This window comes from Nicoliella sp. ESL1149 (genome assembly GCF_058107265.1).
In genome coordinates, this window is record NZ_JBYLUE010000004.1 from 131,131 (window position 1) to 152,216 (window position 21,086).

The 21,086-nt window shown below is 33.7% G+C and carries 20 protein-coding genes and 1 other annotated feature; of the genes, 4 read left to right on the plus strand and 16 right to left on the minus strand.

Going from position 1 to position 21,086, the window contains the following annotated elements; all coding sequences use genetic code 11:
* Positions 1-9: 9 nt before the first annotated feature.
* From AC3B6G_RS06600 to AC3B6G_RS06620, 5 genes are all read right to left on the minus strand, one after another.
* Entirely contained in the window at positions 10-1,167 is a 1,158-nt protein-coding gene (locus AC3B6G_RS06600; RefSeq protein ID WP_489849618.1) for an aminotransferase class I/II-fold pyridoxal phosphate-dependent enzyme, read from the minus strand.
* Between the two features lie 66 nt (positions 1,168-1,233).
* Positions 1,234-1,833, minus strand: coding sequence for a hypothetical protein (locus AC3B6G_RS06605; RefSeq protein ID WP_489849619.1), 600 nt, complete (start codon positions 1,831-1,833; stop codon positions 1,234-1,236).
* 12 nt (positions 1,834-1,845) lie between these two features.
* Positions 1,846-2,613, minus strand: a complete 768-nt coding sequence (gene proC, locus AC3B6G_RS06610) for a pyrroline-5-carboxylate reductase (RefSeq protein ID WP_489849620.1) — start codon at positions 2,611-2,613, stop codon at positions 1,846-1,848.
* Positions 2,614-2,648: 35 nt separating this feature from the next.
* Positions 2,649-3,113 (minus strand): hypothetical protein, encoded by a 465-nt coding sequence (locus AC3B6G_RS06615; RefSeq protein WP_489849621.1) that lies wholly within the window; start codon positions 3,111-3,113, stop codon positions 2,649-2,651.
* Positions 3,114-3,228: 115 nt separating this feature from the next.
* Entirely contained in the window at positions 3,229-4,245 is a 1,017-nt protein-coding gene (locus AC3B6G_RS06620; protein WP_489849622.1) for a YeiH family protein, read from the minus strand.
* A gap of 113 nt (positions 4,246-4,358) precedes the next feature.
* Here AC3B6G_RS06620 and AC3B6G_RS06625 point away from each other — a divergent pair, with 113 nt between their 5' ends.
* Together AC3B6G_RS06625 and AC3B6G_RS06630 are read left to right on the plus strand one after the other, a co-directional pair.
* Positions 4,359-5,183, plus strand: coding sequence for a LysR family transcriptional regulator (locus tag AC3B6G_RS06625; RefSeq protein ID WP_489849623.1), 825 nt, complete (start codon positions 4,359-4,361; stop codon positions 5,181-5,183).
* Between the two features lie 341 nt (positions 5,184-5,524).
* Positions 5,525-7,165 carry a peptide ABC transporter substrate-binding protein gene (locus tag AC3B6G_RS06630; RefSeq protein WP_489849624.1) on the plus strand — a complete coding sequence of 547 codons (1,641 nt, stop codon included), beginning with the start codon at positions 5,525-5,527 and terminating at the stop codon, positions 7,163-7,165.
* Positions 7,166-7,218: 53 nt separating this feature from the next.
* On the opposite strand, the gene AC3B6G_RS06635 is transcribed toward AC3B6G_RS06630, so the two are convergent.
* The 9 genes from AC3B6G_RS06635 to AC3B6G_RS06675 form a co-directional block, all read right to left on the minus strand.
* Positions 7,219-7,866 carry an HAD family hydrolase gene (locus tag AC3B6G_RS06635; protein WP_489849625.1) on the minus strand — a complete coding sequence of 216 codons (648 nt, stop codon included), beginning with the start codon at positions 7,864-7,866 and terminating at the stop codon, positions 7,219-7,221.
* Positions 7,867-7,921: 55 nt separating this feature from the next.
* A complete protein-coding gene (gene udk / locus AC3B6G_RS06640) occupies positions 7,922-8,596 on the minus strand; it encodes a uridine kinase (protein WP_489849626.1) in 675 nt (224 codons plus the stop codon).
* 206 nt (positions 8,597-8,802) lie between these two features.
* Entirely contained in the window at positions 8,803-9,612 is an 810-nt protein-coding gene (locus AC3B6G_RS06645) for a lysylphosphatidylglycerol synthase domain-containing protein (protein ID WP_489849627.1), read from the minus strand.
* Between the two features lie 164 nt (positions 9,613-9,776).
* On the minus strand, positions 9,777-10,421 hold the full coding sequence (locus AC3B6G_RS06650) for a DNA-3-methyladenine glycosylase (RefSeq protein WP_489849628.1): 645 nt from the start codon (positions 10,419-10,421) through the stop codon (positions 9,777-9,779).
* A complete protein-coding gene (locus AC3B6G_RS06655) occupies positions 10,418-10,897 on the minus strand; it encodes a hypothetical protein (protein WP_489849629.1) in 480 nt (159 codons plus the stop codon). Before AC3B6G_RS06655 ends, AC3B6G_RS06650 begins: the two co-directional genes overlap by 4 nt.
* Positions 10,898-10,958: 61 nt before the next feature.
* Entirely contained in the window at positions 10,959-11,504 is a 546-nt protein-coding gene (locus AC3B6G_RS06660; protein WP_489849630.1) for a hypothetical protein, read from the minus strand.
* Between the two features lie 83 nt (positions 11,505-11,587).
* Positions 11,588-11,968 carry a DUF1722 domain-containing protein gene (locus tag AC3B6G_RS06665; protein WP_489849631.1) on the minus strand — a complete coding sequence of 127 codons (381 nt, stop codon included), beginning with the start codon at positions 11,966-11,968 and terminating at the stop codon, positions 11,588-11,590.
* Positions 11,969-12,081: 113 nt separating this feature from the next.
* On the minus strand, positions 12,082-13,239 hold the full coding sequence (locus AC3B6G_RS06670) for an ArgE/DapE family deacylase (RefSeq protein ID WP_489849632.1): 1,158 nt from the start codon (positions 13,237-13,239) through the stop codon (positions 12,082-12,084).
* A gap of 23 nt (positions 13,240-13,262) precedes the next feature.
* The gene (locus tag AC3B6G_RS06675) at positions 13,263-14,078 is read right to left on the minus strand and encodes a MetQ/NlpA family ABC transporter substrate-binding protein (RefSeq protein ID WP_489849633.1); all 816 of its coding nucleotides are present in this window, start codon (positions 14,076-14,078) and stop codon (positions 13,263-13,265) included.
* Positions 14,079-14,141: 63 nt separating this feature from the next.
* Positions 14,142-14,375 (minus strand) — a binding site (T-box leader).
* Positions 14,376-14,566: 191 nt separating this feature from the next.
* On the opposite strand from AC3B6G_RS06675, the gene AC3B6G_RS06680 reads away from it, so the two are divergent.
* Positions 14,567-15,754 (plus strand): aminotransferase-like domain-containing protein, encoded by a 1,188-nt coding sequence (locus AC3B6G_RS06680; protein ID WP_489849634.1) that lies wholly within the window; start codon positions 14,567-14,569, stop codon positions 15,752-15,754.
* A gap of 276 nt (positions 15,755-16,030) precedes the next feature.
* Positions 16,031-17,530 carry a glutamate/gamma-aminobutyrate family transporter YjeM gene (yjeM, locus tag AC3B6G_RS06685; protein ID WP_489849635.1) on the plus strand — a complete coding sequence of 500 codons (1,500 nt, stop codon included), beginning with the start codon at positions 16,031-16,033 and terminating at the stop codon, positions 17,528-17,530.
* A 67-nt stretch (positions 17,531-17,597) separates the two neighbouring features.
* On the opposite strand, the gene AC3B6G_RS06690 is transcribed toward yjeM, so the two are convergent.
* Both AC3B6G_RS06690 and AC3B6G_RS06695 read right to left on the minus strand, forming a co-directional pair.
* On the minus strand, positions 17,598-20,297 hold the full coding sequence (locus AC3B6G_RS06690; RefSeq protein ID WP_489849636.1) for an ABC transporter permease: 2,700 nt from the start codon (positions 20,295-20,297) through the stop codon (positions 17,598-17,600).
* Between the two features lie 9 nt (positions 20,298-20,306).
* Positions 20,307-21,008 carry an ABC transporter ATP-binding protein gene (locus AC3B6G_RS06695; protein WP_489849637.1) on the minus strand — a complete coding sequence of 234 codons (702 nt, stop codon included), beginning with the start codon at positions 21,006-21,008 and terminating at the stop codon, positions 20,307-20,309.
* Between the last annotated feature and the right edge of the window lie 78 nt (positions 21,009-21,086).

Below are 21,086 nucleotides of genomic sequence, written 5' to 3' on the forward strand. Positions count from 1 at the left end.
TTTTTTATTTTATTTCATAAACGCTTTAATTCTTTTAACTGCTTCTTTTAAGTTATCAGTACTAGTAGCATAACTTAGTCTGAAATAATCTTCACCACCAGGTCCAAATCCAACCCCTGGAACGGCACCAACATGAACCTGATTTGCCAAGTCCAAACAGAATTTCATACTATCATGATTATAACTATCAGGAATTTTGGCAAAAATATAAAATGCCCCTTCAGGTTTGCCAGCCTCAAGACCAGCCTCATGTAATCCTTTCAATAACAAGGCTTGTCTTTCCTCATAAATCTTTTTCATTGGTAAGGCATCATTTTCACCATTAGCAAATGCTTCTGCACCAGCATATTGAACAATTGCTGGAATATTAAATGTATTGAACATATGAACCTTTGCAATTTGTGAAAGCAATGGTTTTTTAGCAAAAACCACCCCAACTCGCCACCCTGTCATTGCATGTGACTTTGATAGGCCATTAAAGACAACTGTTTGATCAGGAATAAATTCAGCTAGGGAATGGTGATGTTGTCCATAAGTTAGCTCACTATAAATTTCATCACTAATTACGACAATATCATGTTGCTTTAAAATATCAGCTAGAGCTTTTAATTCATCCACAGTATAAGTTTGACCTGTTGGATTACTTGGGAAATTAATGATAATAGCTTTAGCATCATTATTTTCTTTTAAAGCTTCACTTAATTTTTGAGGCGTTAATTTAAAACCATCATTAGAAGTATTAATGAATTCAGTTTTACCACCTAAAATACTAATATCACCATCATAAACGGGAAAAGCAGGTGAAGGAACTAAAACTTTGTCCCCTTCGTCAATCAAAGCTTTAAATGTATCAAAAAGAGCTTCACTAACTCCAGTTGTTACTAATGTTTCAGTTTCAGGGTCATAATGAACACCGTACTTATCTGCCATAAACTTAGTTGCTGCTTTCCGTAGTGCCATAACACCTAAGGGATTTGTATAATGACTTTCATTATCCTCAATTGCCCTCACAGCAGCCTCCTTAATATGGTCTGGAGTATTAAAATCTGGTTCTCCTAAAGTTAATGATAGCATATCAGGAATCCCAGCTACTCGTTCATTAAATTCAGAAATACTATCTGGCTTAACTGCTTCAACATTCTTACTTATCAATTTTTTTAAATCCATTTGCGTTCACCCCAAAAATTATTGAAATTGTTAAAATATTACCACTTTTGAGTAGCAAATACAATCCTATTTCATGGCCATTGTTAAACCATCAGCACTAAAGTCCATTGCATGACTACCTAATTCTGCACTAGTAAATCCAGTTCCCTTTTGAGATCCTGTTGCCTTTGTTAGACCGTAACCATAAACAATAACTCGATCATTTACCTTAGACATAGATGCATAATTCTTTTTAATCGTTACCAAGTACTTTTGGCCGTTTGTTCCAGTTACCAATAAATTACTATAACCATGAGAAAACTTTCCGACTTTAGTAATTGTTCCAGGAATTGCTAACTTTTTATTGTAATCACTTGCTTTAGTGACTTTTGAACTAGCTTTTTTGGTAACATCAATATGTTTATAAGCACTCTTTTGTTTAGTGCTCATAGAAGGCATGTCCATTGGGTTTTTAAGTGAATAGGCAGATGCTGATTTAGCATTATTGTCTGACATCTTCATTGAACTAGAACTTGAACTCGATTTGTTTTTTGAACTAGAATTCTTAGACATCGACTTCATTTGAGAAGAATTCATATGCATGGATGATTTATGTTCCTTTTGCCCGCATCCGGCTAATAACAATGGAACTGCTGTTAATAATAATAATCCTGATAATTTCTTCATTTAATTTTCTCCTTACATATCGCCATTTGCAGCATTAATTGCTTTAATAATTGCTGATTGAAATTGGTTTGCAGCTAATTGGTTAACTCCCTTAATCGTGGTTCCACCAGGAGAAGTAACTTGATCTTTAAGGTCAGCTGGGGATAGGTCACTCAATTGAGCTAATCTACCACTACCCTTTACCATACTACTGATGGTCTTGTAAGCAGTTTTTCGATCAAGACCGTTTTCAACAGCACCATCTGCCATTGCAGACATAAAGACATCTACAAAAGCAGGTCCACAGCCACCAATTGTTCCAACAATTGGTAATTGAGCTTCTTTAACAACGATCAAATCACCTAATGATCCAATAACTTCATCAACCACCGTTTGTTGATCTGGAGTTAAACTACCATAACTAAGTCCAATCGTTCCCGCATTAACGGCAACTGGAATATTGGGAACCATCGCAAGTACTGGTCGATTGCCAACAGCATCTTGGACATCAGCAATTCTAACTCCACCTGCTGCAGAAGCAATAATCGTTTTGTTACTTACTTTTAATTCTGATAGGACATCCTTAGTTATTGAGGCTGGAACCGTCGCAATCAAAATATCTAAATCCTTAGGTAATTCAGTGATTTCATTTACTAAATGAAAACCTAACTTCTTTTGTAATTCAGATACCCGTGGATTTACGTGGTTTTCTGCATACAATTCTTTTGAATCAAAGTGATGAGCAAGCCCTTTTAAAATGGAGCCTCCCATATTACCAACACCAATTACACCTATTTTCATTTTTTACTTCACCCCTAAAGAAATCAATTAATGAATTACCAGTCTAACTCATCTTGGTAGTCACCAACCATTTGTTGAATCACATTAAAAGCTGTAATTTTATCAAGATCAGTAACCCCCTTGACTGTAAAATCTGCATCATCAATATGTTGATTCATTTCAGAACGGTTAATCGCATCATCACTATTTCCTAATGTAACCTTCATCATAGTATCTTCAGCGTTATCCACTTCTTCAATTATTTCACTAAGATTTTTTCTAACATTATCGTCATTGTTATCAACCAAGAAATCTTTCAATAGTTCTAACATCTTTTCTTTGCTCATAAATAATTCTGATAACATTTTGTTATATTGATGATCAAGTAATTCGGCATGCATATCTTGAAACTCATTTGCATATTTGATTGCACTTTTAATAAAGTCTGTTGGTGCAATTCCATTATCTCCTAATTGATCACGTTGTAATTTATCAAACTGTTTTTGTTCTTCTTCGGTCATGAAAAAACCTCCTTAGTTTTAAAACATTTATATTATATCACTTATTATCTGCGAAATATTCCAATATGTTTCAAGCAAAATAAAAAGGATGGGCTTAACTGTCCATCCTAATCTTCTAATGAATTAATAATTTGATCAATACTAATGCAGTAACAACTTGGACTGCTCCAACCACTAAACTATAAATTGCAAAACGTTTTCCTGCCGCAATAAATGACTTGAGGTTCAATCTTAATCCAATCGCAGCTAATGCAGTTACTTCACACCAAGTACTTAATAAATGAGCAATTTCTGCTACAAAGCCAGGTAATGTCACTAAGCTATTCAAAACACAGAAAATTAAGAACCAAAGAACATACCATGGTAAGAAATTGATTTTGTGCTTTTTAACGTCTGTTTCTACCTCTTCAACTACTTGTTTATCACTAACGTTCTTTTGATGTAATTTTGCAAAAACCATTACGATTACGACTAATAAAATAATTCGCATGATTTTAAACAACGTTGCGTATTTAACAGTAGCTTGATTGACCATTGTTGCTCCAGCAATAACTTGGCCAACAGATTGAACAGTTCCTCCGATCAAAGCCCCTCTTGTTACGTTTTGACTTCCGAAAACTAATGTCCCTAAAACAGGTAATACAAGCATTAAAACGGTTCCCATTAAGTTGACCAATGTGATTGCCATTCCAGCATCCTCATCACTCGCCCCAATTACGGGTTTAATTGATGCAATTGCAGAAGAACCACAAACCGCATTCCCTCCAGCCATCGACAGATAAATCCCATCACCAAATTGGAGCTTCTTTCCAATCCAAATCGCAGCAATAATCGTAATTGACATTTGCAAAACAATAAATAGTAATCCAGTAAAATGGAGGGAAATAATCGTTTGAAGCGTAATCGTTAATCCTAATAACATTACTGAATATTCTAACAACCGTTTCTCAGCAAACTTAGTTCCTTCAGATAATACTTTTTGTTTTAAAAAAGTATTCCCTAAAACAATTCCAATTAATATTGCAATCGTCGCCGCTCCCAAGTTTGGAATCACGAACGTAAGAAGTTGACTGATTACTGCAATGATAAAAGCAACTGCAAAACCAGGAGTTCTTGCTTGAATTTTTTTCATAATTAACACGACCTTATCTGATTTAATGATTTTATTATAGCAAGGAAACTACTATAATAGAAATTAATCATTATAATATTAACTATCACAAAAAGTTATAGAAAGAGGTAAAGATGTTCAAATATTTTTTAGCATTTAGAGCAGTTTACGAAAATCGTAATTTTTCTGCTGCTGCCAGACAAATTTTCACGTCTCAGTCTTCTGTTTCCCAACAGATTCAAAAATTAGAAAAAATATTGGGAAATAAACTCTTCATTCGAAATTCTCGTAGTGAGGTCATTCCAACTGAAACAGCTGATCAGTTGTACCAAAAAGGGGTTAGCTTATATGAAAAACAACAGGCATTACAAAAACAACTTACCCAAAAACAAGCTCAACAAATTGAATGTCAAATTGGTATCTCCCATACAATTGCTGATATTTTAGCTCCCCAATTATTAGAACATTTAATTGAGAATACAAATAGCAAAATTTTGGTCCAAATTAGTAACTCAACTAATATTGCCAAAAAAATTGCTAACCATCAACTTACTTTTGGATTAATTGAAAAACCAATCATTACTCCTAACATCGAACGAAAAGCCTTTTATACTGACCAGCTTGTTCATGCCGGAAATTTTCATAGCTCTATTTGGCTAGAAAGAGAAGATGGGTCTGGAGTTTATTACTATACTGAGGAGTTCTTTAAGCAAAATAATTTAGCTCCTGAAAAGCTCATCACAATCAATAATAACGATTTAATTGTCCGTTGTTTAAAAATGGGGATTGGACAATCAATTATCTCTAAAAACGTTGTTCCTAAAGACGTTCATTTTGAAAATTTAGATCATCATTTTGAAAGACCATTCTTCTTTTTGAGCAGACAAAGCTATCCTTTTCCAGAATTGATCGAATTAAAAAAAGGAATTCTCCAATTTTTAAAATCATTTTCAGAGTAATTCATAAATTAAATCGTACACTTAATAATTGACAAGCTTTTTTAAGAATGATAGACTATGTCATAGTTAATAAAGAGAACGAATTAAGGGGGAGTTAGCCTATGTTTACCAAAATGAATGCTTGTTCATGTATGTATAACCGCATTGGTACTGCTCTTTCCAATCATCTTCATAATAACTAGTTTTTCTATTATGAGTTTGGATGCTGCTATCAGTGCTTTTTCTGGTAGTGGCATTTTTTGTTTTTCTTTAGTTCAACGAGGTGATGCATATCGAATCTGACTGTTTCAATGGAACCATCAATTTATATTAGCAACTAAACAAAGGAGGATTTTTTAATCATGAAGTTAAAAACAATTGGTAAATTAAGTGCCGTTTTCATAGTATCTGCATCAGTATTAGCTGCTTGTGGAACTAATTCTGGTTCTAGTAGTAAAGCCAATCCTGATAGTAAAACGTTGAACTGGACTCAAACTCAAGAACTAACTTCAATTGACCCTTCAAAGGTCATTAATATTAATGAAGAACAAACTGTTTATAACAGTAATCAAGGGGTATTAACTTTATCCCATGATAAACAAGGAGTTAAACCAGGAGTCGCTAAGTCATATCATGTTTCTAAAGATGGTAAGACGTACACTTTCGATTTAAGAAAATCAAAATGGAGTAATGGTACTCCCGTAACCGCTAAGGACTTCGTTTATGGTGTCCAAAGAAGTGCCAACCCTAAAACAGCTTCCCAAGATGCTTACTATTTAAATAGTTTAAAGAATGGGCAAGCCGTTACTACTGGTAAAATGCCAGCATCATCAATTGGAGTAAAGGCCGTTGGTAAGTATAAAGTTGTTTATACATTAGCCAAACCTCAGGAATACTTTAAGTACATGCTAACTTTACCAGTTTACTATCCACAAAGCCAAGCCGCTGTTGAAAAATATGGTAAGAAGTATGGAACTAATAGTAAATCCATGCTTTATAACGGACCTTTCAAAATCAGTGGATGGACTGGTAGTAATGATAACTGGTCATTAGTTAAAAATAATCAATATTGGAACAAGAGTGCTGTTAAGTTGAATAAAATCAACTTCAATGTAATCAAGGATGCAAACACTGGAGTCAACCAGTTTGAAGCTGGTAAACTTGATCAACTTGCGCTCAATGGTAAATCTCAAGTTAACAATTACAAGAGTGGTAAAGACGTTCATCATCTTAAGACAGACGCTACCTTCTTTATGATCTTGAATCAAAAGAAAGTTCCTGCACTTCGAAATGTAAACATCAGAAAAGCCCTTTCAATGGCAATTGACCGGAAAGAATTCACAAATGATGTTTTAGGTGATGGCTCAACTCCTGCTCGTGGATTTGTTGGAACTGGAATTGCTAGTCATAATGGTGAAGACTTCAACACTGCTGCTTATGAAGCTAGTGGAGTTGAACATAACTTAAAAGAAGCTAAGAGCTTATTTAAGAAGGGCCTTAGCCAACTTCACAAGAAGAATCTTAGTTTAAACATTTTAGCTGATGATTCCCCACTTGGTAAAGCATCAACCGAATTACTTCAAGCTCAATTGAATCACTTACCAGGATTGAAGATTACGAACACGAATTTACCTTCTGTTACTAAATCAGGTAAAGTTGCTAAGGGTCAATTTGATATTGATTATCTTTCCTTTAACCCATCCGTTAAGGATCCTATCTCCATGCTTAACCTTGGTCGGACTGGATATGCTTTAAACTTTGGTAAATTCTCTAATGCTAAATATGATGCATTATTAAACAAAGCTGAAAATCAAGACGCTAATAATCCTGACAAACGTTGGAACGATCTTGTTCAAGCTCACAAATTATTAATGAGTCAACAAGGAGTTATTCCAATTTATCAACAAGGTCAAACTGAATTACTAAAATCTAACGTTAAGGGCATTGGTTATTACCAAAATGGTCCTACATTAGACTTTGAACATGCTGAGATAACTAAATAATTTCAGAAAAGAAACCATTATCTAAATAATGGTTTCTTTTTATATACATACATTTAATTATTTAAATAACTAATAATTTGATCAGGAGTTTTAAAATCATAATCGGCATAGCCATTCTTTAACTTTGAATCAATTTCTCCCCAACCAGCTAACCCAAAATCAACTTGCGCATTCTTAGCACAACCTTCATCTGTATAGGCATCCCCAATATACAACGCTTGTTGACGTTTAAAACCCATTTCACTAATTGCTTCTATTAATGGCTCAGGAGCTGGTTTATGGTATGGAAGCGTATCTGATGTCACGGTTGTCCAAATTTGATTCATGAAAGAAAAGTTATCCTTTAGTTTTGCAATATCACGATTACTTCCTGAAGTCACAATTCCTAATCCAACATCGGGATATTGTTTAGCAACTACTTTAAAGAAATTAGTTAATCCCGAAAATAAAACTGGTTTCATTTTTAGCTTTGCTTCCGTCATCAGATAATCATTGATCATTTGATTAGTAAGCTTTTCTGAAATTCCAAGATGTTTTAACGTCTGATCAGCAGTTAATGGAAAAGTAATCTTTAAATCTTTCTCAGAAATTTGATCAATTCCATACTTAGGCATTATTATTTCCATAATTGCTTTATATTTAGGAAAACTATCAATCAAAGTTCCATCAACATCAAAAATAATCGCATCATATTTCTTCATTTTTAACTCCATTCACTAAAAAACTGGCTGATTATAATAATCAACCAGTTTTGTTTTAACTTTGTTTTTTCTTAGCATCAATAATTGAACGAATCTTAGTAGTAATCACATCAATTGCGATTTGATTCCCGCCACCTTCAGGAATAATTAAATCAGCATATCGTTTGGTAGGGGCGATAAATTGATGAAACATAGGTCGAACCGTTGCTAAATATTGATCAATTACGCTATCAATTGTCCTACCACGTTCTTTTGTGTCTCGTTTCAAACGCCGAATTAAACGGATATCGTCATCAGTATCAACGTAAATCTTCATATCCATTAAATCACGAATTCGTTTGTCGTAAAGGGTTAAAATTCCTTCCAAAATGATAACATCACGTGGCTCTTGATGACGAGTATTATCACTTCGATTATGAATTGTATAATCATAAATTGGTTCTTCAACCGCCTTACCATCTAACAATTGTTTTAATTGTTCAAACAGTAAATCATCATCGAACGCTTCTGGAGAATCATAATTGGTTTTCTCACGTTCTTCAGGTGTTTTCTGTGATTGATCTTTATAATAAGAGTCTTCATGAATAATCATCATTGATTCATTATTGAAGCTCTTATAAATCAAGTCGCTAACGGTTGTCTTTCCACTACAGGATCCACCACTAACTCCGATAATAATGGGACGTCTTGTATCAGAATGTTGCTTTAAATTATGATCTACGTTATTCATAATATCCTCCAAAAATGAATTTTTAATTCATCAACCTTACAAAAAAGCCTACTTGGAGACGCGCAAGTAGGTTAGAGTTATATTATTTGATAACCGTATCTTGCTTGTCTCACTGGACTAAGTTTAAAGACCTGTATTTAAGTTTAGATTAACTTAATTTAGCTCGAAATGCAAGCAAAATAAAAAGGATTATTAACTAAATAATCCTAATTATTAACTGTTTTATTTTTTTTAATTTTGCGTCTTAAAAGTTTAAAGCCAAGTAATACTAATCCAATTATAAATGGAACAAAATAATAACAAATCCGATACATTAATGTCCAAACTAATGCTTGGTCAGTTGATAAACCTTCATTGTGTAATGTTCCAATAATCAACACATCAAAAATTCCAGCACCACCAGGAATTAAAGTGATTGCCGCAACGATTCCAGCGTAAACAACTCCCATGTACACGACTTTAAAATCATAATTAAAATTAAAGAAGAATCCAATTGAACTAAAGAAGAGTAAACAAACGACCCATTCTAGAGCTGATCCAATAAACAATTTAATTAATTCATTTTTCCTAATCGTATCATTCTTCGCAATAAATGGAACTAATAGGTACAGTGGGAATAATATTAAAACCAGTTTTTCATACCAAGGAAAACTACCAAAACGATTAAAGTTCCAAATGACGGCTCCAATATCGTTGATGGCTAACCCAGTCATTGTAAATAATGCGATTTGGGTAACAATTTTTAAGGTTTCTTTTTCATTTTCTACATTTCCAAACAAGAAAACTCTTAAACTCGCCCCAACTAAACCACCAGAGCCACCAATATTAGTAAAAGTATTAATAATGTAACTACTTGTAACCAATTCCGGTTTAGTAATATCAAGTTTCGCCTTTTCACTGTAAACCCAATCATAAATTAACATTGGGATGATGGATAAAGCTCCTAAAATTAGTAAAATAACAAAATTCTTTAATGAAATTGAATGTAACGCTTCAATTAGTTTTGGTCCTGACAATGATTCATAAATAGTCCATATTGAATAAACAATGAAGATAAGGATCAATCCAACATATGTCCGTTTTAACGGTTTTTCATATTTATGAAAGATGTCGATTATTTTGTCAAAAATATTGATAATCGTATCCTCCAGTTCAGCATTCTAATAAGGTAATTATATCATTATTCTTGACTTGCTTGCCAACCATTATTCATTAATAAATCACGTTTTCGCATATTAGAAACAAATGGATTCCCCGCCACTATAAATCGTAAATTATCATCAGATTGTTCCCCTTTACTAACGCCAATTCGAGGCGTGGCAATAATAGATTGTGGTTCTAAGCGATGATTATTGGCTAAATCAACCCATAATGGCGGAATATCAGTTGGTAAGGTATTAAATTTCTTATCGTTAATTCCGAATGCTTGCATCAATTTTCCAGGACCATTGGTTAAATCCACTCCTCTTTTAGGACGATTCTTCTTCATTATCTCTATTCCCTCAACTGGTTCAATTGCACGAACTAAGACCCCCTGTGGGTCATCACGACTTTGGGTAACAATATCAAAGCAATACAAACCACGCATCGAATAAATATAAACCGTTCCTGGTAGCCCGTATAGGGGCTCATTTGATGGAACCCGCCTACCCCGAAAAGCATGAGCAGCAGAATCATTAACACCCAAATAAGCTTCTGTTTCTACAATGTATCCACTAACTCTGCCCTGTGGACTATTGTATATCAATAACCGTCCTAACAAATCTTTTGAGATTTCAGCCGTTGAACGGGTATTATAAAAGTTATCTAACCGTTTCGAAATCATTTTACATCATCCGCATCAATATATTGAATTAATAAACAAGGCGAATTGGTCAATTGACTCTTCCCAACACTACTCATGATTACCCGCTTACCTTGTTGAGCAAGTTGGCGTTCAGCATCTGCTTTCATTTGCTTGATTTTTTCAGTATCTTTGGGATTTACAGTATTAATTCTAGTTCCAATTTTGCCCATTTTAGAATATTGAATATATAAATATACGTTCGTGATCTGTTTTAAAATTTCAGATAAGCGTTCTGGCGTACTTGGATGAAGTCTATCTGGATAACTATCAGTTAGTTCCTTAGCTACATTTTGTAATTGGAAATACCATTCTTGAGCTTCATGACTTCTAGGATGATATTCTTGGGCGGTTTCAAAAAAAGTCTTGATATCATAATGTAATTTCGCATCATCATTAATTTTTTCGTGATATTGAAGCCGTTTTAAGCTTTGAGTAACATGTTTTACAATTTCCATAATTTCACAACCCTTTAGTTAGAATAAAAAGACAGCCCTCTTTTTGTTGGCTGTCTTATTTTTAAAAGCGAGCTTTAACTGTAACTTGTTTTTTCGATAAGGCTTTTTTATTTTTAATTGCCACCCGAACTTTTTGTTTCTTAGTAGGTTTAGCTTGATTACTAGTAGCAAATAAAATTGCTTGATAGCGAACTTTCTTTACCTTTACTGTTGTTGATTTCACAAATGCGTACATATGGGAACCATCTGGGTAACGTAATTGAAGTCGTTGCCAACTTTTATACTTATTGACCTTCATAGCGGTAGTATTATTCCCCACTCCCTTATAAGGAGCCCAGTTCACACCACCATCTTTAGCAATTGTAATGGCTTGCCCTTGAAGTTGACCCTTAACATTTAAAAGACTATACCAATTACCAGTTAATTTTAACTTCTTTAATTTCTTACCAGTTCTATCAGCTTGCTTCATTAATGATTCTTGATATTGAACCTTACTAGATGAATTGTTCTGATTTCCGTCCGCTTTAACTTCATAATTACCGATAATTAAAGTTCCAGACATTAGAACGCCTAACACTAATGCCAAAATTGATCTTCTGAATTTCAAAATATTACCTCCAGTCAATTAAAATCATAATTATTAATTGCTTTCATTATATCAAAATTTAATTCAACTAGGGTTAAATACGATTATGAATTATTCAATAATTCTTTTATCAACCGAGATTCTAATAAGTACTTCACATCATACTTTTGAGCCATTTGAGCAAGCCAGGGGCCCATTTGATCATCTTCAGGATTCAAATGATTTAAATAATCAATGTATTGATCCTTTTCTTCATCAGTTGCAATCTTTTTAAAATATCCCCACACATGTTGATAAGCTGTTCTCATTGTGGCACCCGTCATTGGTAATTGAGTTGCTTCTTCAATCATCTGATCATATTGATGCTGTTTTTCCGTTGTCCAATCATTATCACGAGCTAATTGTCTAATCTGATTATAAAACTGTTGTGAATGTAGCATGACCCAGTATTTATTTTGGGCCCATGAGCGTTGCCATTTGTCCATTTATCTTTTTCTCCTAAAAAATGGCCCTCCAAAATTTCTTCTGGAAGGCCATTAACTTGATGAATCACATGATTCAATTTTTATTATACGTTATTACATCCATTTCTGCCAACTCAATAGTTAATTTCTTTTAAAATAATTTGTTGATAAAGCTGGATGAATAATTGATAATTTTTTAAACTAACATACTCATCCGTTTGATGAGCAGTCTTATTTCCTGGTCCAAAAAGAACTATCTTAGCTGATGGATTCCGTTCAATAAATTGAGAAGCATCTGACCCCATTGAAACCGTTAATGTTGGTATCTCAGTTGGTAAGAATTCTTTGGAAACCCCTTGAATCGTTCTAACCAAATCATCAGGGTTCGACAACACTGGAACTCCACTAAAGTTGACCGTTAACTTTAAACGACTCTCCGAATCGTCATGATTAACCTTAGAAATTAAGGCATTTAAATCTGCAATAATTTTATCATTAGGTTCCTCTGGAATCGTTCTAACCATCACTTTTTGATAAGCGTAGTCAGGAATACTATTTACCTGTTGCCCACCATGAAAAACATCTGGGGTATAAATTGTTTTCCCTAAATCAGGATTACTTTCTTGATAAGTTTGAAATAATTGATGCTCTAAACTTCGATAATGAATTAACTTATCAATCGCATTAATCCCTAATTCAGGCGTCGAACTATGAGCTGCTTTACCAAAGCTTTCAACTGTATAAATCAAAGCCCCTTTATGACCAGTCACAATTTGCAGATGATCATTAGCATCACTAGTTGGTTCCCCAACAATGATGTTATCAAAACCATCTAAATATCCCTGTTCAGTTAATTCATGTGCTCCACCTTGAGTTAATTCTTCAGATATCGTCGCAGCGAATAAAACAGTCCCATTTAAATTAGGATGATTTTCATGCAATTCAACTAATGCAATTGCCATGGCAGCAAGACCTGATTTCATATCCGTTGTGCCCCGGCCATATAATTTGCCATCTTTTTCTGTGGCTTGAAAAGGATCAGTTGACCAATCAGACTTCTTCCCTTCATGAACTGTATCTTCATGACCAGTCAAAGCTATTTTTGGTCCATTCCCATTTCCAATCGAAGCAATTAAATTCGAACGCCCAGGAAATTGTTTTACAATCTGGGATTCAATTCCATGTTGTTTAAAAAATGATTGTAAATACTTAGCAATTTTTTCTTCATGATCAGCAACACTTTCAATATTAACTAAATCTTCTAGAATTTTTTGATGTTCCTGGGCATTCATTTTAACTCTTCCTCTCGATTAATTTATTTTAACTTCAAACCCCATGCTGGAACTTCTTGGTGATGGTAAAGTTTATTGATTAATTTCTTTTCCTTTGGAGTTTGGAAAGCTTTAACAACTTCTTTTAATTCTTTCTTGTTCTTATCTGACTTGTTAGCAGCGATGATGTTGATGTATGGTTCAGATTGCTTGTTAATCTTTTCAGTGTATAGTTTTTCACTGTTTGGTAACTTAGCATCTTGGGCAAAGTTAGTGTTAACAACAGCAGCCTTTACGTCATTTAATGAACGAGCAGTTTGAGCAGCATCTTCAGCAACAATCTTTAAGTGCTTCTTATTTTGTTTGATATCACTAGTAGTAGGTAATGCTTTATTATCAAGTTTAATTAATCCAGCATTTTCTAACAAGTGAAGAGCACGACCTTCATTAGTAGCATCATTTGGAATAGCAATTGAATCACCAGACTTCAATTGGCTAACACTCTTTAACTTTTGAGAGTAAAGTGAAATTGGTGATAAAATCGTGTTCCCAATGGCAACAATGTGACTGTGATGAGCTTGGTTCCAATTCTTCAAGAATAGACGGTGTTGGAAAGCATTAATATCAATTTGCTTATTTTGTAATGCTGCATTAGGTTGAGAATAATCATTAAAGGAAGTAATTTGAAGATTAATTCCCTTCTTCTTTAAGTCTTTTACAACTGGTGTCCATGGACGTTTATCACTACCCATAATTCCAAGTTTAACCGTATGTTGACTTGAATTACCACATCCAGCCAATGTAACCAAAGATAAACCTAACAATAATGTTCCTAATAAACTCTTCTTCCAAAACTTCATAAATATCCATCTCCTAAATTTTTTTACTTCGAGGTAAACAAAAAACCCCGCTTCTAGTTTTTTACTAGAAACGGGGTCACCGTGGTACCATTCTAATTCGATAAAAGTTTACACTTTCATCCTCACTAACGTCTACTCAACGCGTGCAATTAATAATGGTTGCCACCCCATCACTGTCTAATTATCAACAGTGCCAAATTACAGGCCATCTTCGTTCGCTCTTCAATCACTTGTTCACACCAACCACAAGCTCTCTGGGGATGAATAACGAATTACTCTCCTGATCATTTTGTTGTTTCCTCGAATTAAATTGTCTATATCATATTCCTTAAAAAAATCTTTGTCAATAATTTCTTAGATTTTATTTTTTAATTTAGTTATTAAATTTTTTAATAATATTTTTTAAAGAAATTATTAAGAAAAGATTGTAAATTTTCATTCTATATAATATACTTGTAACAATTTTAAATAAAAAAGGGGTATGCACTATGAATTTTAAATTTTCGAAACACGTTCCAAATAATGAAGCCGACGTTACCGGAGTTATTTTAAAGGCAGCAGCGGACCCCAAAGTAATTTCATTCGCTGGTGGTTTACCAGCACCTGAATTATTCCCTGCACAAGAATTAAAGAAAGCTTCTGATGAAGTTTTTGATAACGAAAGTGAAGTTGCTTTACAATACAGCAGCGCAATTGGATTCGGTAAATTAAGAGAACAAATTAACGAAAAATTATTAAAGCCACGTCAAATTGAAACAACTGTTGATAACATTTCAGTTACTACTGGTTCAGAACAATCAATTGAATTAATTGCTAAAATGTTCATTAACGAAGGCGATACTGTCATCGTTGAAAAACCAACTTACTTATGTACACTTGATGTTTTCAAGAGTTATGGCGCTAACATTGTTGGTGTTGACATGGATGAACAAGGAATGAAGATGGATGCCTTGGAAGAAACATTAAAGGCCCATCCCGAAGCTAAGTTAATTTATACAATCCCAACTTTCCAAAACCCAACTGGTCGAACAATGTCAATTGAACGTCGGAAGGCATTCGTAGAATTAGCTAATAAATACGACATTACGGTTGCTGAAGATGATCCATATGGTGCAATTCGTTATGCTGGGGAAGAACTTCCTCCATTGAAGCACTTTGATACCGAAGGTCGGGTTATCTACTTAAGTACCTTCTCCAAGATTCTTACACCAGGTCTTCGTTTAGGTTGGATCGTTGCTGACAAGGAATTCGTTAAGAACTTCTTAGTTATGAAACAAATGTCTGACTTACATTCAGATAACTTAACCCAACACATCATTGCTCGTTATCTTGAAGAAAACGATATCAATCAACACGTTGCTAAAATCAGTGCTTTATACAAACATCGTTTCGAATTAATGCTTAAAATGATCGAAACTAAGTTACCAAGCAATATCCATCACAGTACTCCTGAAGGTGGAATGTTCATCTGGCTTGAAATCCCTGGTGAAGTTAATACCATGAAATTATTCGATGCTTGTCTTAAGAACAACGTTGCCTTCGTTCCAGGTGAAGCATTCTATGCTGGTCAAGGCCAATCTGGTACTATGCGTTTGAACTTCTCTAACGTTGACGATGATACTATCAAAGTTGGAATGGAACGTTTAGGTAAATCATTGAATGAATTCTTAAAATAAAGTTGTATTTTGAACTTATATCGACTAGAATTAATTTAATTAATAAAAAAGAGGTTTTAATGATGTTATTGCAATTTAATGAACAATTAAATAACTTATTAGTTCATCATCGCACAAGTCATTTAAATGATTTGTGTGGACTGGATTAATTTCCTAATCTCATCATTAAGCTTAATACCACACAAGTCATTAGGTTGACTGTGTGCAAAAGCCACACGGTCAAAAGGACTCGTGTGGTTTTTTTATTGCAATATTATATTAAAAGGAGTGTTATTAATGTCTAATCAAGATAATCAAAAAATCTCATTGATCAGTTTCATAATGATCATCATGACTTCTGTTTTTGGTTTTACTGATGTTGCCGTTGCGTATAATCAAATGGGTTACGCAAGTATTATTTGGTACATCTTTGCCGCTTTAACCTTTTGTATCCCAACCTCATTTATGTTTGCTGAATATGGAGCAGCAATAAAGAACGATCATGGTGGTGTTTATTCATGGTTGGATAATTCAATCGGTACCAAATGGGCCTTTATTGGTTCATTCATCTGGCTTTGTGAATGGGTCTTAATCCTTGTAAATTGTGCCCCAAGAATTTGGGTTGCTGCTTCAACAATGATCTTTGGGAAAGATTTCACAACAGATTTCCACATTGCTTCCCTATCAAATAATGAATCAATGGCTGTTATTTCGACTTTAAGTATTTTAGTAATGACGTTCATTGCAACTAAGGGAATCGGGTTCGTTGCTAAGTTGGCATCAGCTGGAGGATATTTTGTAACCGCAATTACATTAATTTTTGCTGTTGTTTCAATTTTTCTAATCTTTGCTAACCATGGCCACCTAGTTCAACCTGTTGACGGAATTAAAAGCTTTATTGTTTCCCCTAATCCACAATTCAAGGGTGGCATTGCAATCATGTCATTCGTTGTCTATGCTATTTATGCTTACGGTGGAATTGAAGCTGCTGGTGGATTGGTCGATAAAATGAAAAATCCAACAAAGAACTTTCCTCGTGGGATAATGATTGCCGCATTTATGATTACTTTCTTTTACATTATTTCAATCTTCTTCTTTGGCTTTAGTATCAATTGGGAGAATGTTATTGGAAAGGGTAATGTTACGCTTCAAAATGTTATTTTTGTTTTAATGTATAATGTTGGAACTGCTTTAGGACATGCTTTAGGCTTATCTGCTGCAATGACAAATACATTAGGGTATGGAATGATTCGTTTAACTGGGATCAGTATTTTAATGGGAACTTTAGGAACGATTGCAATAATTGTTTATTCTCCAATCAAGTCCTTCATTATTGGTTCACCTGCTGAATTTTGGCCTAAAAAGTTAACTAAAATAAATAAACACGATATGCCTGCAAATGCAATGTGGGCACAAGCAATCATCATTGCATTCATTCTGTTGTTTACTGCATTTGGTGGAAGTAGTGCTCAACAATTCTATGAAATTCTTTACGATATGATGAACATTTCTAATGCTTGTCCATATATTTTCTTAGCAATTGCTTTTCCATTCTTTAAAAAACGGAAAGATTTAGAAAGACCTTTTGTCTTCTATAAGAACCAAAAAGCAATGTTAACTGTAGTTACGATTGTCGTTGCTGTCTTAGTATTTGGAATCATATTCAACATCATTCAACCAATCCTGGTCCACGATTATAAGACGGCCTTCTGGACTGTTGTTGGTCCGATCTTCTTTGGTGGGATTGCTTGGATACTATACGCAATCGCCCAACGGAAAATTAAAATAAATAAATAACAAATAAAAATAATAAATAACAAAAAAGAGTTATCATTCAAAAATGATTGAATGATAACTCTTTTTATTAATCCACTGACTTTAAAGCTCCTAACATATTAATTCGACTAATCTTAATGGCCATGATAACCATAACAACTATTGAAAATACTATTGTAATTCCACCAGAAGTTGCAAAATTAGTCCACAATAATCCCAAAGGAACTTCTGTATTGTCTGGCGGTAGGGTCTGCATGATAAAACTATGCAATAAATCACCACCAATAAATCCTAATAAAATCCCGACTATTGTAAGGATAAACGTCTCACGATAGACATACATTACAACTTCGCGAGGATAAAATCCCAACACTTCAATTGTAGATAACTCTCGTTCCCGTTCAGAAACATTGATATTAGTTAAAGTAAATAGAACAACAAATGCAAGTGCTGAAGCCGATAACGTAATGATTGCAATTAAATTATTTAATCCATGTAAATAATTATGAACCATCGTTTTAGCTTGATTTGATTCGATTGAAGAAACTGCTGCTTTTTGTCTGTTTAATCGTAGAGAAACGCGATTTAAGTTGGCGTTTGAACGATCCCTTAATTTCAACATTACAGCATTGTTTTGGGCAGATTTATGAAATACTCTCTTATAGTATTTTGGCGTCATATAAACATAATGTTGAACATACATCTTTGTAATTCCGCTGACTCTTACCCGATACTTAGTTCCATCATCAGTCTTAAAAGTAATTTTACTGCCAACTTTAGCATTAGTAACCCTAGCTAATTTTTGGGTAATAATTGCTCCATTATTGTTAAATTTCAATTTATTCCCAGTTGTTGGATTTCTTAAAGTGATAAATCTATCAAAATGATTTACATCTTTAGGAACCATTAAAGAAACACTTTGATTACTGTATCCAGTTGGCTTGGTGTATAAAGAATCAAAGAACATGTTCGTCTTACTTCTTACACCTTTAGTATCGTCCACTGCCTTATAATAATCCGTTCTCGCTTTTTTAGAAGCTAACGGATTGTGTAAACTCACAACGTCATAATGGATAACATTTTGATACTGATCTTTCAGAACCCCGTTCAAAGAATCGCGAATTCCAAATCCAGTAATTAATAAGGCTGTACATCCAACTATCCCAATAATCGTCATAATCATTCGATTTTTATATCTAAATAGATTTCTAAATGTTACTTTATAATTGAAAGAAAAATGTTTCCAAATAAATGGTATTCTTTCAAGTAAAATCCTAGATGCTCGTTTTGTCTTTTTAGGTAACATTAAGGGTGCTGGTAACTCTTTTAATGATTTTCCGGCCACATAAACGGCTGGTAGAGTTGCACATAACAATGAAATTATCAAAGATATTATAATCCAAGTAATTGAATATGGCATCTGAAAGTTTGGAATGGAAAAATTAGCTGCATAGGCTTTAAAGATTCGATATGGTAAAAATTTCGTTCCAAACCAAACACCAATTCCAGTTCCAAGCAATCCAGCTAAAATTCCATAAATTAAAAATACTTTCATTGTATCAAATTTGGTATATCCCAATGCCCGCATTGTACCAAGCTGAATCCGCTTTTGCTCTGCCATTCTGGACATTGTAATTGAACTAACCAGTAATGCAACCGCAAAGAAGATCAATGGAAATGTGTTGGATAGAACATCCACTTTTTGGGCATCTTGACCATATTCATTATATCCAGGATTATAATCGTTTCGATCTTGGATTTGATATGTGACACTACCACTCTTATTAATTTTAGAAATAGTCTTAGCAATTTTTTGTTTGGCATTAGTTAGTTTAGTTCTTGCCTGAACCAACTTTTGATTAGCATTATTTAATTTTAATTTAGCAGTTTTTTGTTGTGCTACCGTCATCATTGACATCTGCGCAGCTAATTGTTTCTTTTGATTCTTTAATGCTTGTTGCTTTTGGTTCAATCTTTTTTCTGATTTATTAATTTCTAATTGTTTGGCGTGCACTTTATTTAATGCAACTTGTTTTATTCCATTAGTTCTTTCCTTGGCTAAACGATTGATTTTATTTTGGGCTCGAGTAACATTTTTAAAAGTTTGATTTTCATAATTCTGATTATAAGCCGTGCCGCTAACGTTATTGTATTTAATCTCAGCAACAGTTGGTTGATAATTTGCGAATGCTGATTTCGTAACCACTCCGAATGTACTTAATTGTCCCGTTCCAGCAGAAGTCATTCCTAAATTATTATTTTTAATATAATCACTATTAGTTATAAATCCAACAATCTTGTAATTTGTAACTTTTAATCCATTAACCTTATTGGCACCCTTGTTATTTGTAAAATGAATATAAGTACCAATTTTATAATGTGATTTATTATTAGCATTAATAGCAATTTCATTTGCCCTTTGTGGTAATCTTCCATTAACGACTTTATTAATGGAAATTCTTTTATTAAGTGAACTAATTCGGATACTTTTGTTGGTGTTTTTAATCATCGCATCCCGATAAGTACTAAATTCAACTTCTTTTACATGTGGTAGTTTTGAAATAACCCGTTCATCATGCTTATTAAAACTTAAATTACCACTTACTTGAGCATCAGCCATCCGATGTGACTGATAAAAATTGTTTCCCGTTAATCGCATATCATGACCTGTCACTTTTAGCCCAATTAAAACAAATATCCCTAAGGCAATAAGCACGACTATGGAAACAAAACGGGCCATTGATGAACTAAACTCACGTTGAATGCTTTTATCTAACGTTTTCTTCATTTTTTCCACCTACCATTCAATTTGTTCGATTGGAGTGGGACTTGAGTTCAATTTATCATTCTTTACTTTACCATCGCCAATTTCAATCACATGATCTGCCATTGCTTTAATTGCAGCATTATGAGTTACAATAATGACATTTTTATTAGACTTATGACAAACATCTTGAAGTAATTTCAAAACGTGTTTTCCAGTTTTATAATCCAGAGCCCCAGTTGGTTCATCACAAAGTAATAAATCTGGATTTTTTGCAATAGCCCTAGCAATCGAAACTCTTTGTTGTTCTCCACCAGATAAATCAGATGGAAAACTATTCATCCTTTTAGCAAGACCAACATCGGTCAATACCTTTTGTGGATTTAAGGCATTAGGAGCAATTTCGGAAGCAAGTTCAACATTTTCTAATGATGTTAAGTTAGGAATTAAATTATAAAATTGAAAAACGAAACCAACAGAATGACGACGGTAGGTAGTCAGTTGTTTGGCAGAATATTTAGAAATATCCTTCCCATTAATAATTACTTTTCCCATGGTACTTTTATCCATTCCACCAATTATATCTAGAAGTGTTGATTTTCCAGCACCAGAAGCCCCGACAATTACAGTCAATTCTCCTTTTTTAATTGAGAATGAAATATCATCATTTGCTTTCGTTTCATTCTCACCACTTCCATAAATTTTAGAACTGTGAACTAGCTCAATATATCCCATATTGTATGCTTCCCTTCCATATATTTATTATTGTAAGTATACCATGATTAACAAATCATCCTTAAGCAATATAATCAA

Bases quoted from the DNA above. Each gene is read 5' to 3' on its own strand.
- AC3B6G_RS06600 (WP_489849618.1), bottom strand. From the start codon at position 1,167: ATGGATTTAAAAAAATTGATAAGTAAGAATGTTGAAGCAGTTAAGCCA.
- AC3B6G_RS06605 (WP_489849619.1), bottom strand. From the start codon at position 1,833: ATGAAGAAATTATCAGGATTATTATTATTAACAGCAGTTCCATTGTTA.
- proC (WP_489849620.1), bottom strand. From the start codon at position 2,613: ATGAAAATAGGTGTAATTGGTGTTGGTAATATGGGAGGCTCCATTTTA.
- AC3B6G_RS06615 (WP_489849621.1), bottom strand. From the start codon at position 3,113: ATGACCGAAGAAGAACAAAAACAGTTTGATAAATTACAACGTGATCAA.
- AC3B6G_RS06620 (WP_489849622.1), bottom strand. From the start codon at position 4,245: ATGAAAAAAATTCAAGCAAGAACTCCTGGTTTTGCAGTTGCTTTTATC.
- AC3B6G_RS06625 (WP_489849623.1), top strand. From the start codon at position 4,359: ATGTTCAAATATTTTTTAGCATTTAGAGCAGTTTACGAAAATCGTAAT.
- AC3B6G_RS06630 (WP_489849624.1), top strand. From the start codon at position 5,525: ATGAAGTTAAAAACAATTGGTAAATTAAGTGCCGTTTTCATAGTATCT.
- AC3B6G_RS06635 (WP_489849625.1), bottom strand. From the start codon at position 7,866: ATGAAGAAATATGATGCGATTATTTTTGATGTTGATGGAACTTTGATT.
- udk (WP_489849626.1), bottom strand. From the start codon at position 8,596: ATGAATAACGTAGATCATAATTTAAAGCAACATTCTGATACAAGACGT.
- AC3B6G_RS06650 (WP_489849628.1), bottom strand. From the start codon at position 10,421: ATGATTTCGAAACGGTTAGATAACTTTTATAATACCCGTTCAACGGCT.
- AC3B6G_RS06655 (WP_489849629.1), bottom strand. From the start codon at position 10,897: ATGGAAATTGTAAAACATGTTACTCAAAGCTTAAAACGGCTTCAATAT.
- AC3B6G_RS06665 (WP_489849631.1), bottom strand. From the start codon at position 11,968: ATGGACAAATGGCAACGCTCATGGGCCCAAAATAAATACTGGGTCATG.
- AC3B6G_RS06670 (WP_489849632.1), bottom strand. From the start codon at position 13,239: ATGAATGCCCAGGAACATCAAAAAATTCTAGAAGATTTAGTTAATATT.
- AC3B6G_RS06675 (WP_489849633.1), bottom strand. From the start codon at position 14,078: ATGAAGTTTTGGAAGAAGAGTTTATTAGGAACATTATTGTTAGGTTTA.
- AC3B6G_RS06680 (WP_489849634.1), top strand. From the start codon at position 14,567: ATGAATTTTAAATTTTCGAAACACGTTCCAAATAATGAAGCCGACGTT.
- yjeM (WP_489849635.1), top strand. From the start codon at position 16,031: ATGTCTAATCAAGATAATCAAAAAATCTCATTGATCAGTTTCATAATG.
- AC3B6G_RS06690 (WP_489849636.1), bottom strand. From the start codon at position 20,297: ATGAAGAAAACGTTAGATAAAAGCATTCAACGTGAGTTTAGTTCATCA.
- AC3B6G_RS06695 (WP_489849637.1), bottom strand. From the start codon at position 21,008: ATGGGATATATTGAGCTAGTTCACAGTTCTAAAATTTATGGAAGTGGT.